Below are 12,742 nucleotides of genomic sequence, written 5' to 3'. Positions count from 1 at the left end.
AGTCTATTTTATTTTGGAGGTTCAGATGAAAAATAAAATTATAAGCATCTTCTTTTTTTTATTTTGTTTAACTATTTTTGCAGATATAAGAGATGCGGTATGTGTTGTGAGACCCAACTATGAGGAAAAAATTTTACAATTTATGGATGATGCTGCTGATGAAATTTCAAAGGCCGGTTATAGCGATATTGCCGAACTTTTTGAAAAGGCTAAAGATGGTGTTTTCGGTTCAGGATTTTTTATTCGTGGACAAAATAAGAAAGTCTATGTACTTACAAACTATCATGTTGCCGCTTATGCTTCATCTCTTTCTCTTGAAATTGAAAATATTGACGGTGCAAAGATTAAAATTGAAAATTGCCCTGTTGTAGCGATAGATGAAGAATTGGATCTTGCTATAGCTGAAGTAAACGACAAAAGTGTAAAATCTTTTTTAAATTTTGCAGCTAAACTTCCCGCCGATGGAGCTGATGTTTGGTCGGCAGGTTATCCGGGGCTTGGCGGAAAACCTCTTTGGCAACTTGGAAAAGGAACAGTTACCAATTCAAAGACAAGGCTTAGTAATATTGTTGATCCTAAAAAATCCTTTTTTATTCAACATTCTGCCCCGATAGATTCGGGAAATTCGGGAGGCCCTCTTTTAGTTAAATCGCCGAATTCTCCCGAAGGATATGAAGTTATAGGTATAAATTCGGCTAAGGCCGTTTTTAGGCAGTCTACAAATTTTGCAATTCCTGCTACATCAATTAAAAATTTTATTGATAGAAGAGTTTTTGGAGGCAGTGAAAAGTCCGAAAATAATTTAAAACTCGCATTAGATGAATTTGCAGAAGCCTGTAAGAATTTTAAGATTGATAAAGAAGAACAAAAAAATGAAGAAATTCTAAAAAGACTTCGAAAAATTGTGATGTATGTTTCCGAAGATTATGCCATAAATGAAGGCTTGGATGCTTACAAGGCAGCTTTACGAAAGGCTCCCAGGCTTTTTAGGGCTGAGATTCTGGCTGCTTCAATCCTTGGAAACCCTATAAACGGAATCAGAACAGCTCTTGCTTATCAAATATATACCTCTATAAAGCCCGAAGAAAATTCATACATGCCTGAAACAAGCATAGATATTACTGCTTTAAAAAATACCGGCAAAAATTATGAATTTGTGCTTTATGATGAAGCTGAAAAATCTAAGTTTTTTACCGTTTGGAAAAATACTCATAATTTTTGGCAGATTGAAGCTTCCAATTTGAACGGTTCGCCCGAAAAAAAATCTTCCGAAAAAACGGCAAAAAAACAAAAGCGAAATACGGGAGCGCCTTTTATTTCTATCGAAGAGATTCCGGTAAAAATGAGAATATATGCATCCTACACCGGTTTAAAAAAGGATACGGGGTGGGCATCAGGTTTCTCTTTCGGTTATCTTTATAGTTTTAAATATGTAGAAATAGGTTTTTCAGCAATCATCGATAAACCTAGGACGCTGCCAAAAGCTTCCTTTATGAAGCAGCCGAAAATCGGTATCGGAATAGGACCGGAATTGCGGTTTCAGCTGCCTCTTAATATTAAAGATGTTGTATATCTTGCTCCTCAAGCCTTTGTAGGAGGAGGTGTGTTTATACCTCCATTTGATCCATTTGTCCAATACGGCGGCGGAATAGAGATTGTTCCGGTAAATTTTACATCAATATCATTCGGGATTGAGTGTCTTGCCAGGTCATATTTTAAAGAAATAAAAGAAACGAATATAGGAATCCGTGCAAGTATTTCATTGCGTCTATAAGTAAGAAGATATTAATGATGGAATTAAAAAAAATATAGAAGGAGAAGATGCAGAGCTTGAAAGATTTCCGTTAATTCCGATCGAGAATAAATAAAGCTCTTTCAAGTAAAAAAAACGGCAGGTTTTGTTTAAAACCCGCCGTTTTTTAATCAGCTTTTATCTGTAAGATAAAAACGCTAAACCTTATTCTACAACAGCAACCAAATCATTTGATTTTAAAATCAAATGATCTACGCCGTCAATTTGAATTTGAGTTCCGGCATATTTGTCGTGAATAACTTTTTGACCGACTGAAACCTTAATCTTTTCTTTGTCGTCACCTACAGCTACAACAACACCTCTTTGTGTTTTTTCTTGAGCTGTGTCGGGAATGATGATTCCGCCGGCAGTTTTTGTTTCTACGGCATCCGGTTTTACTAAAACTCTGTCTCCTAAGGGTTTAACTTTCATCAAAAGACCTCCTGAAAAATTAAAAGAAAGCAAAAAGCTTTTTTGTGCCTTTTTGGCACTCTTTTTTGTGTTTTATTTCGGGTTGTGTCATTTCAATACATAAATCCCGAATACCATAAAATATAAGAAAAAAGAGCTAAAAAGGCAATAGGTTTTGCTCATTTTCGGTACAAGATGTTGAATTTTATAAGTCTATATTGAATATAGACTTATAGTTTTAACTTTCTTTTTTTTGATGGTTTAAAAATATTTTTTTGAATATTCGGCTTTTAGCATAGTTTTTGCTTGTATATTCCGGAGGTCAAAAAGACTTCCCAATTTTATACAAGGAGTTAGGTTATGTATAACAGGACAAAAAATAATTATGACGCAGAAATGAACTCGTTGGCTACTTATTTAAAAGAAATCAATCAGATACCGCTTTTAACAGCTGAAGAAGAAATAAAATATGCTAAACTCGCCGAAAAAGGAGATGAAGATGCCAAAAATATGTTGGTAAATTCTAACCTCCGATTTGTTGTAAATGTAGCAAAAAAATATCAAAACCAAGGGCTTCCCCTTATGGATCTTATCAGCGAAGGAAACATAGGTTTGATGAATGCCGCCGAAAGATTCGATGTTTCAAAGGGCTATAAATTTATTTCTTATGCTGTTTGGTGGATTAAACAATCTATCTTAAAAGCTATTTGCGAAAAATCAAGGATGATACGCCTTCCCTTAAACAGGGCAAACGAGCTTGTTCAAATTGAAAAGGCTAAAAAAGAAATCGACTTTTCGGGCAACGAAACTAAGGAACTCAATGAGATTGCAGGTATCTTAAATATGGACAATTCTATGGTTCACACAATTATGAATGCTGCCAGAGAGCCTGTTTCCATAGATGCTCCCGTTTTTGATGAGCCCGGAAGCTCCAGTGTAAACGATTTTTTACAGGACGAAACTCACCAAATGCCTGAAGACTACGCAATGGATATGAGCCTTAGGGATGAGGTAAACGAGCTTCTTAAAAATCTTGACGATAGGGAAGCTGAGATAATCCGTTATCGTTTCGGGCTTGGAGGTTATGCTCCTCTTTCATTAAAAGAGGTGGGGCTTATCTTTAATCTTACAAAAGAAAGAATACGTCAGATTGAAAAAAAGGCCTTGCAGCAGCTGAAAAAGCCTGCCGAAAAACAAAAACTTGCCGTTTACGTTGCGTAAACGCGCTTTATATAAAAATTAGTTCCATGCGATTAAATTAGGGCTGCTGAAAAGCAGCCCTTTTTTTGTAAGCTAAACCGGATTTTTACTCCATAATGTACAAGACGGTTTCCATGTTGCCGCCGCGCAGGCTGTGTTTTTTTAAGACGGCATCCTTATTTTGCTTGCAGAATATTTTTTCGAATTCTTTTTTGCTTGTGATAAAGCCCAGCTTCCAGTCCGGGAAGTGTTGAGGGATTTCGGCCATCCGCTTATAAAGCTCAAAGGCTTCTTCCTCGCTTCCGAGCCTTTCGCCGTAGGGCGGATTCGATAAAAGGATGCCGCTATCGTATGGGGCTTCCAGTTCCGAAAAGTCCGATTGAATAAAGTCGGGACGCTCGATGTGATGGGTAATGCCTGCTGTATGAAGTTCCCTTCCTGCGATAATGCAGGCCCTTTCGGCATTGGCCTTTGAAAGAGAGACTGCTTCTTCCGAAATATCCGAGCCCGTTATCCTTGCAAGGCAGTCGGTGCGTACCTCCGAGGCGGCTCTTTCTTTTTCTTCCTTTAAGACGGCTTCTATTTTTTCTTTTTCAAAGCAAATGAAGTTTTCAAAGGCAAAGTGACGGGCAATCCCGGGCGGAATATTATAGGCATACCAAGCGGCTTCAATCGGAATAGTTCCTGAGCCGCAAAAAGCATCGTGGAGGGGAATTTTTCTTTTCCACTGCATGAGCTGAATTAAGACGGCTGCCAAGGTTTCCCTCATGGGGGCGGCTCCTCCGCTTAAACGGTAACCCCTTCTATAAAGAGGTTCCCCCGATAAGTCCAGACAGACATAGACATTGTTGTTTTCGATATAAATGCGGATCATAAAACGGGTGCCGGTTTCGGGCAGGGAATGCATATTCCATTTTTTGCACAGCTTGTCGCAAACTGCCTTGTGGACGATGGATTGAACGGCATGTTCCGAAGAAAGCTTGGACTTATAGGTACGTACCTTGTCGATTGTAATGCGGGCATCACGCGGAAAATAGTTATGCCAGTCTATCGAAAAGACCAAATCAAAAAGGTCATCAAAATTTTCGGCCTTTGCGGTATTTATAAGCATAAAAACCCTGTCGGTTGTGCGTAAAAAATAGTTTGCCTTAAAAAAAGCTAAAAGAGGTTCGGCTTCGGTTGAAGTAAAAAATACCCTTCCGGGTAACCTATTGTAAGGCTTAAAACCTAAAAGTTTTAGTTCTCTTGTAAGTACGGGTTCTGCACCTACGGCGCATAGTGCAATAAAATCATTCATAAGTGTTTTGCAGTATAGCATTTTTTAAAATTTTTTTATATACTGTAAATTATGAAATCATCGTTATAAAATAATCTAATTAAATTCGGAGAATATATGAAAAACCTTAAAAAAATCTTGACGGCCGTTTTGGCTTTTTTGCTTATTTTTTCTTTTTTAGTCTCTTGTAAAACAAAGGATTCAAATTCGCAGGCTGACGGCGAACCGAAAGCCGTTTTAATAAAACATCCTGAAAGAATGTTTTGGGAAATAAAAAAAGAAGATGCTTCAATCTATGTTTTGGGTACAATCCATGTTGCCGACAAGGATTTTTATCCCTTGGAAGATAAGATACTGGAAGCCTTTGATAAGGCCGATAGGATGGTCAGCGAATTGGGCGGCAAAAAAGAAATGGAAACCTTGCAGGAAAAATTACAAATTAGAATGATTCAACATTTTAATCCGAAAAAAGATTTGTCTAATTTTTTATCCGAAGATAAAATAAACATTATTAAACAAGAATTGGGAGAAAACATTGCTGTTCCTTTATTAAAATTTAATCCATGGGTTCTTACAATCGCTTTAAATCAAGTACTGTATACAAAGGCCGGATTAGATCCTCAAAAGGGTATAGATATGCATCTTTTAAACCGTGCCGGTAAGAAAAACATTGAAGCCCTTGAAAGCATTGATGAACAGCTGGATCTTTTATCTTCAGGAACTTTTGAAGAACAGCTAAAGGCTCTTAAAGAAACTATAAACGAATTACAAAATACGGATAAAACCATTGACTGGCTTACAAAGTTAAAAAAGCTTTATTTGGAAAACAATACCGAGGAATTAAAAGATTTTATAGGTTCTCTTTTGGATATGACTGATGGTATATCTCAAGATGCTCTTTTAAAAGATAGAAATATTGTTTGGGCTGACAAATTTGAAGAATATCTTAATAAGGGCGGAACAACCTTTGTATTTGCCGGCCTTGCTCACTTTTTAGGAGAGGACAGCGTATTTGAACAAATGAGAATAAAAGGAATTTTAGAATAAAAGGCGGATAAAATGAAAAAAGGGCTTATTTTTGTGTGTTTTATGTTTTGCTTTTTATCATGCAAGACAAAACAAATTCAGCCTAAAATTGAAGGAGCTTATATACAGCTTACGGACAAGGCTCAAATATCTTTTAAAGACCTCCCCTGTACCGTCTTTTTTTCGGACGGCACTCAAGAAAAACATCTTACTAATGAAGACGGTAAGGTTGTAGTTCAAGTTATTGAAGGCCGTATAATAACAAAGGTTGTCTATGATTTTTCGGATTATAAAAAAAGGCCCGAGGGGAAACTTTTGGCAAAGGAGGAGTTTTCAATAATAAGAAAACTTAAAATAAAGCCCAAATCCTTGATACAGGAATTCAATATTGACCTTGAGCCCCGAAAGGGAATGCAGCTGATAATAATCTTAAATGTTTTTAATATCGAATTATAGGTCTTTATTCGTGCGGAGGGCTTAATACCCCGACGCTTGCGTCGGGCTTGTTGATTTTTGAACCTTATTCGTTAAAAATATCTTCTTCTTCTAAAAACCTGCCTGCAAAACGGTATGTATTTTTCCAATATTTTTCATCAAGGGAAGAAATTATTACGCCTGTATGTTTACCCTGCGAAGCGGCATGGATGAATTCCCCGTTCCCTATGTAAATTCCTACATGCGATACTTTGTTTCCCACGGTATAAAAAAATAAAAGATCGCCGGGTTGAACTTCTTTATCCGAAATCCGTTTGGCAAAGTCGGCCAGCCCCTTTGTGCTTCTGGGAATAGTCATTTCAAGACCGTCAAGAGCAGCTCTATATACAAAACCTGAACAATCCATTCCGGCCTTAGTGGTCCCTGCATATTTATATGGGGTTTTTAAGTATTTATATGCGGCATTTATAAAATCGAGCCGAGGAGATTCGGGCGGTTGAGCTCCAAAAATCATGTATCCGTTTAAAAAAAAGCTAAAGACAATAAAAATAAATATTTTTTTCATAAATTATGCAACCTCTTATCTTTTATCGGGTCTAACTATAAGAGAATTTAGCTAAATTTATTTATAAAAGGAAGATCTTATGGCAAATCTTAATAAAAAGCCCTGGGCATTTTTAGATGAATGGAGAGGCTCAAAGTTTAAAGGCGAATGGCCGACCCTCCCCGAAATGTTTGAAATTACTGCTGAACGGTATCCTAACAGGAACTGTTTTACGGTCTTTGAACCGGATCGTATAACCCTTTCTTATTCGGAAAGTTTGAAGGTAATAAAAGACTTGGCTTATTGGATGACTGAAAACGGTGTTACAAAGGGAACTCATGTTGCCGTTTCAGGAAAAAACTCCCCGGAATGGGCTGTCGTATATTTGGCAGCTCTTTTTGCAGGAGGAACAATAATCCCCATAGACTACGGTCTTCATAATGAAGAAATTGAAACTCTTTTAAAAACGGCAAAGCCTAAAATGTTCTTTGTTGATGAGGAAAAGTTTGACTTTTTTGCAGAAAAAGCAAAAACCGAAAGCTACATAGGTTCTCTTTATTCTTTAAGTAAAAAACACCCTGAAATTTATGTTTATAATATAAAGCCGTCGGGTACACCTGAACTTGCAAAGGCCCAAGAAAATGATACGGCTGCAATTCTTTTTACCTCAGGTACAACGGGAAATCCCAAAGGCGTTGTTTTAACACATAAAAACTTCGTTTCGGACTGCTATATAGCCCAGTCCAACCTTAACATTTACCATACGGACGTATTCTATGCTCTTTTACCGCTTCATCACTCTTATACGATGCTTGCGGTATTTATCGAAGCCCTATCGGTAGGTGCCGAATTGGTATTCGGTAAGACTCTTGCCGTATCGAAGATGCTTGCCGAGCTTAAAGCCGGAAAAATCACGATGCTTTTGGGCGTTCCGCTCTTGTTCAATAAACTCCTTGCAGGTATTTTTAGGGGCATTAGGGCGAAGGGTATTGTAGTTTTCGGTATTATCAAGGCATTAATGGGCTTTTCGTACTTTGTTAAAAAGGTCTTTAAGGCCAATATAGGAAGTAAGCTCTTCCACGGCATTTTGGATAAGGCCAGTTTAGGAAATGTGCGTATCGCTATATGCGGAGGCGGCCCCCTTGCTCCCAAAGTTTTTAGAGCCTATAACGAATTCGGTATTGATTTTATTCAAGGCTATGGCCTAACCGAAACATCTCCTATTATTGCTCTTAATCCGAAAGAACACTTTAAAATCGCCAGTGTCGGACAGTACTTTATTTCTTATATGGAAATGAAGATTCTCGATCCTGATGAAAAGGGAATAGGCGAGGTTGCCGTAAAGGGGCCGATGGTTATGCAGGGCTATTATAATATGCCCGAAGAAACAGCCGAAGTTCTTTCTCCCGACGGCTGGTTAAAGACAGGAGACCTTGGCTGGCTTGACGATGAGGGTTATCTCTACCTTTGCGGAAGGGCTAAAAACCTCATAGTTACTGCCGGAGGAAAAAACGTCTTCCCCGAAGAAATCGAAAATATGTTTCAGCTTTATTATAATGAAATTGAACAGATTACCGCTGCAGGCTATCAGGCTGAAGAAGGTGAGGAAGTTGAAGCCCTTGTTTATCCCGCCGATGAACTTTATAAAAAGCTCAATATGACACGAGGCACAAGCGAAGGCGATGCAGCTATTCAAAAAGAAATCGATGCCATTATCGAAACAGTAAATAAAAAGCTTTTACCTTATCAGCGGATTACAAAGACAACTTATCTATCCGAACCGCTTGAAATGACTACAACCAAAAAAGTAAAGCGTTTTAAGAAGTAGGGTATTGATAAAAAACCTCCGAGTTTATCGGAGGTTTTTTATTACAGTTTTTAAATTTATCTAAAAAGATAATAGATTGTATCGGTTGAGAGTCTATATGCTAAACATTTATGTGGGCGTGATGCATCAGTTGAAGCGGTTAAAAAATGGTTAATCGCTTTTTTTGCTATTTCTTCTGAAAAGCCTTCATTAACCAAATAAGTTTCCATTTCAGTTTGAGTCCACACCATAGTATGTACACCTGTAAGTTCAGTTTTTAGACCATTAAAAGAATTTTTGTTCATTCTCCATAAGATATGCTCATCTTTGTTGATGGTCTCTCCATTACCAAATATTTCTTTATATTTTTCTAGTGTGCTTTTTCCAGTATAAACTGTATAAGTGTTATAAGCTTTTGGCCTATCCCTACAACTCATTGTGTTAATACAAAATACTGTTAAAAATAACACAAAAACGGCGAAAATATTTTTCCTATTCATAAAAACTCCTTCGACTTTGTACTCATAAATTAAGTTTAAACTTATTCCGGACAAAAGTCATTTTTTTATTTATCCCCTAGGTTTATCCTTGCTAGGGGAATTTTCTCCTTATTCTTCTTGTTCTTCCATAAAGGCCTTGGCTTCGGCTATTATCTCATCGGCAATCTTACCGGATATCGGATCATAGTGATCAAAGGACATTTCAAAAGAACCCGTACCGCTTGTCATCGAGCGGAGGTCTATTGCATAGCGCAAAAGCTCTTTGTGGGGAACCTGTGCCCTGATTTCTTCAATGCCGCTTGCAGGAGATGACTGGCCTAGGATTCTTCCTCGGCGTGAAGAAAGGTCGCTCATTATATCTCCGAGATAGGAATTTTCAACGAAGACGGTCAGGTTCATAATGGGCTCAAGAAGGATGGGGCCTGCATTTCTCATTGCATCCTTAAAGGCATTTCGGGCTGCAATCTTAAAGGCCATTTCCGATGAGTCTACGGGGTGTTCCTTTCCGTCGAGAACGGTTACGGCAACATCTACTACGGGGTAGCCTGCAGAAACGCCTTTTTCCATAGCCTCAATAACGCCCTTTTCAACGCCGGGTATGTAGCCCTTGGAGATAGCTCCTCCGAAAACCGCATTGGTAAACTTGTATTTTTCGCCTCTGGGGAGGGGCTCGATTGCCAAAACAACCCTGCCGAACTGTCCGTGTCCGCCCGACTGCTTTTTATGCGTGTATTCGGCTTGAGATTTGCGCTGAATTGTTTCTCTATAGGCAATTCGGGGAATGGATGTTTGAATTTCTATCTTGGATTGATTTTTAACCTTATCCAAAACTATGCTTGTATGTAAATCTCCCATGCCCGATAGAACATTTTGCTTTGTTTCGGCATTAAAAGCAAAGGAGAGGGTCATGTCTTCTTCGCAGGCCTTAAACAGCTGCTCGCTGACCTTATCGTCATTCTTTTTGTCGATTGCCGAAACCGCCAACGAATAGATGGGTTCGGGAGTTCTAAGTCTTACAAAAGGAACGGCATCTGATAGGGCCGCCAATGTATCGTTCGTCTTTGTGCTCGTAAGTTTTACCAAAACGCCTATATCACCGGCTTGAAGCTCTTTTATTTCGGTAAGTTTTTTACCCATTATCCTATAAATTTTACCGCCCCTTTCTTTTTTTTCTTCTCTAAGATTGTAGACCTCGGAATCGGCTGAGAGAGTTCCCGTAATAACCTTTACATAGGAAAGTCTGCCTGAGAATTGGTCGTTGGAGGTTTTTACTACAATGGCCGAAAGAGGAGCTGAAGGATCCAGTTTAACTGAGATTTCTTCCCCTTCCTTTGTAACTCCTCTTTCCAGTGCACCCTCAGGGGACGGCAGGATTTCGCTTATAAAGCGTAAAAGAGAATTAAGACCCGAATTATTTATTGCCGAACCTGCAAAAAGAGGAACAATTCTATTATCGGCCATAGCGAGGGTGAGGCCTCGGCTTATTTCTTCAGGAGAAAGCTCTCCTTCATCTATAAATTTTACGAGTAATTCTTCATCGCCTTCGGCGGCAGCTCCGGCCAAAACCTCCAGAGCGTCCTTGTATTTATCCTGATATTCGGCAGGGATTTCCGTTTCTACTTCTTTTCCGTCCTCGATTTTATAGGCTTTGCCGTGAAGAACGTCTACAACGCCCTTAAAATTATCTCCCGTTCCCATGGGAAAGCTTACAGGGAAGACATCTACCTGAAACTGCTTTTTAACATCGGCTATACAGTTATCGAAGTCGGCTCTGGCTTCGTCCATCTTGTTTGCAAAAACCAAGCGGGGCTTGTTTCTTCTGTCAAGGTCGCGCCAGTACTTGATTGTTTCAATTTGTACGCCCGATCTTCCGTCTAAAACTATGAGGGCTGCTTCGGATGAGCGGAAAGCAGCTATTACCTCACCGATAAAATCAGAAGCTCCGGGAGTGTCCCAAATGTTTATGAGCTTATCGTCTTTTTGTAAATTAACTAAGGTTGAGTAAATAGATATTTTTCGATCGATTTCTTCCTGACTGTAGTCCGTCACGGTTTTTCCCGACTCTACAGATTCTGCCTTATCGATGAGGCCCGAAACATAGAGCAAGTGTTCCACAAGACTGGTTTTGCCCGATTGTCCGTGTCCGGCAACGGCGATGGTTCTGATTTTATCCGTTGTAAATCCCATAAAAACTCCTTTTATATAAAGCATAAAAGCTTAAATTTGATCACAGAATAAGTTTGATCACAAAATAAGGATACACTATATTTTCAAAAATTGCAAGGTTAAGAATGTAAAAAAATTATTCTTATTTTTAAACGAGCAAATTAAATTCCTTAAGAAACTACGTTTTTTTCGGCCTTGATTTTATTTTAGAATAAGAGTAGAATTAAATATCGGCTTATCTTAAGGAGGTTAATATGTCTGATATTATTTATATTGAAGGCCGCGAGATTTTGGATTCGCGGGGAAATCCTACTGTAGAGGTTGAGGTTCAGTTAAGCGATTTTAGCTACGGCCGGGCCTGTGTTCCTTCGGGTGCTTCTACGGGAGAATATGAAGCTTTGGAAATGAGGGACGGCGATAAGAGCCGCTATTTGGGAAAGGGTGTTTTAAAGGCTGTTGACCAAGTTAATACGGTTATTGCCGAAGAACTTGACGGGGCCGATGCTTTGGATCAGGCCGAAATAGATAATATGCTTATAAATCTTGACGGCACCGAAAATAAATCCAAGCTCGGAGCGAATGCTATGCTCGGTGTTTCGATGGCTGTAGCCCGTGCCGCTGCCGACAGTTTAGGTTTACCGCTTTACCGCTATTTGGGAGGCGTTCATGCTATGCAGATGCCCGTTCCCATGGCTAATATCATAAACGGCGGCCGCCACTCCGACAACAAGATAGATTTTCAGGAGTATATGATTATGCCCGTCGGTGCTCCGTCAATCCGTGAAGGTATAAGAATGACAGCCGAGGTTTTCCATGCCTTAAAGGATATTCTAAAGAAAGAAGGTCATGTTACGGCTGTAGGCGATGAGGGCGGTTTTGCTCCCAATATCGAAAATGTTCAAGCCTTGGATTATATAATGAAGGCTATCGAAAAGGCCGGCTACAAACCCGGAAAGGATGTGGTGATAGCTTTGGACTGCGCTTCTTCGGAGCTCTTTGATGCTGGAGACAGAAAGGGTTACAAGTTCTGGAAGTCGGAACCTTCTAAAATTTTAAATGCCGATGAGATGGTAGACCTTTTTAAGGATTGGATAAGTAAATATCCGATTGTTTCTATTGAAGACCCGCTCGATCAAAACGATTGGGAAGGCTATGCAAAGATGACAAAGGAATTGGGAAATCAGATTCAGATTGTGGGTGACGACTTTTTTGTAACAAACACAAAACGGCTTGCCCGCGGTATTGAAGAAGGAGCCTGCAATTCTATTTTGATAAAGCTCAACCAAATCGGAACCGTTACCGAAACAATCGATGCCGTAAGAATGGCTCAAAAGGCCGGCTACACTGCGGTTATTTCGCACCGCTCAGGCGAGACCGAAGATGCCTTTATTGCAGACTTGGCCGTTGCCCTTGAAACCGGACAAATTAAAACCGGTTCAATGAGCCGAAGCGACCGCATCGCAAAATATAACCAGCTTATGAGGATTGAAGATGAGCTAGGCTACAACGCCCGCTATGCAGGTATGGCAACCTTTGCAAACCTGATAAAAAAATAAAAGGGTACAAACTTTTAACCGGCATGGTT

General features: G+C 39.3%; 11 protein-coding genes. 6 read left to right on the top strand and 5 right to left on the bottom strand.

Features of this window, described 5'->3' with window-relative positions:
* The first annotated feature begins 25 nt into the window (after window positions 1-25).
* Window positions 26-1,774, top strand: a complete 1,749-nt coding sequence (locus HO345_RS08645; RefSeq protein WP_253682541.1) for a S1C family serine protease — start codon at window positions 26-28, stop codon at window positions 1,772-1,774.
* A 183-nt stretch (window positions 1,775-1,957) separates the two neighbouring features.
* Here HO345_RS08645 and HO345_RS08640 read toward each other — a convergent pair whose 3' ends face one another.
* Entirely contained in the window at window positions 1,958-2,224 is a 267-nt protein-coding gene (locus tag HO345_RS08640) for a co-chaperone GroES (RefSeq protein WP_002670325.1), read from the bottom strand.
* Between the two features lie 339 nt (window positions 2,225-2,563).
* Between HO345_RS08640 and HO345_RS08635 the strand changes: the two genes are divergently transcribed.
* Window positions 2,564-3,424 (top strand): sigma-70 family RNA polymerase sigma factor, encoded by an 861-nt coding sequence (locus HO345_RS08635; RefSeq protein WP_010698909.1) that lies wholly within the window; start codon window positions 2,564-2,566, stop codon window positions 3,422-3,424.
* 85 nt (window positions 3,425-3,509) lie between these two features.
* Here the strand turns inward: HO345_RS08635 and HO345_RS08630 are convergent, their stop codons facing one another.
* Window positions 3,510-4,700 carry a THUMP domain-containing class I SAM-dependent RNA methyltransferase gene (locus HO345_RS08630; protein ID WP_253682540.1) on the bottom strand — a complete coding sequence of 397 codons (1,191 nt, stop codon included), beginning with the start codon at window positions 4,698-4,700 and terminating at the stop codon, window positions 3,510-3,512.
* A gap of 96 nt (window positions 4,701-4,796) precedes the next feature.
* Between HO345_RS08630 and HO345_RS08625 the strand changes: the two genes are divergently transcribed.
* Both HO345_RS08625 and HO345_RS08620 read left to right on the top strand, forming a co-directional pair.
* Complete coding sequence (locus HO345_RS08625; RefSeq protein ID WP_253682539.1) at window positions 4,797-5,726, top strand: TraB/GumN family protein; 930 nt, start codon at window positions 4,797-4,799, stop codon at window positions 5,724-5,726.
* A 12-nt stretch (window positions 5,727-5,738) separates the two neighbouring features.
* Complete coding sequence (locus HO345_RS08620; RefSeq protein WP_253682538.1) at window positions 5,739-6,161, top strand: hypothetical protein; 423 nt, start codon at window positions 5,739-5,741, stop codon at window positions 6,159-6,161.
* Between the two features lie 64 nt (window positions 6,162-6,225).
* On the opposite strand, the gene HO345_RS08615 is transcribed toward HO345_RS08620, so the two are convergent.
* Window positions 6,226-6,705, bottom strand: a complete 480-nt coding sequence (locus tag HO345_RS08615) for a C40 family peptidase (RefSeq protein WP_253682537.1) — start codon at window positions 6,703-6,705, stop codon at window positions 6,226-6,228.
* A 79-nt stretch (window positions 6,706-6,784) separates the two neighbouring features.
* Here HO345_RS08615 and HO345_RS08610 point away from each other — a divergent pair, with 79 nt between their 5' ends.
* Window positions 6,785-8,512: an AMP-binding protein gene (locus tag HO345_RS08610; RefSeq protein ID WP_253682536.1), complete on the top strand. Its 1,728-nt coding sequence runs from the start codon at window positions 6,785-6,787 to the stop codon at window positions 8,510-8,512.
* 56 nt (window positions 8,513-8,568) lie between these two features.
* Here HO345_RS08610 and HO345_RS08605 read toward each other — a convergent pair whose 3' ends face one another.
* Both HO345_RS08605 and fusA read right to left on the bottom strand, forming a co-directional pair.
* Complete coding sequence (locus HO345_RS08605; RefSeq protein WP_253682535.1) at window positions 8,569-8,991, bottom strand: hypothetical protein; 423 nt, start codon at window positions 8,989-8,991, stop codon at window positions 8,569-8,571.
* A 108-nt stretch (window positions 8,992-9,099) separates the two neighbouring features.
* On the bottom strand, window positions 9,100-11,178 hold the full coding sequence (fusA, locus tag HO345_RS08600) for an elongation factor G (RefSeq protein WP_253682534.1): 2,079 nt from the start codon (window positions 11,176-11,178) through the stop codon (window positions 9,100-9,102).
* Window positions 11,179-11,411: 233 nt separating this feature from the next.
* Here fusA and eno point away from each other — a divergent pair, with 233 nt between their 5' ends.
* Window positions 11,412-12,713 (top strand): phosphopyruvate hydratase, encoded by a 1,302-nt coding sequence (eno, locus tag HO345_RS08595; protein ID WP_002689690.1) that lies wholly within the window; start codon window positions 11,412-11,414, stop codon window positions 12,711-12,713.
* The last annotated feature ends 29 nt before the right edge of the window (window positions 12,714-12,742 follow it).

Source organism: Treponema denticola (genome assembly GCF_024181645.1).
GTDB lineage: Bacteria > Spirochaetota > Spirochaetia > Treponematales > Treponemataceae > Treponema_B > Treponema_B denticola_A.
Note: the sequence above shows the minus strand (reverse complement) of the source record. Positions and strands in the feature narration are given on the sequence as shown.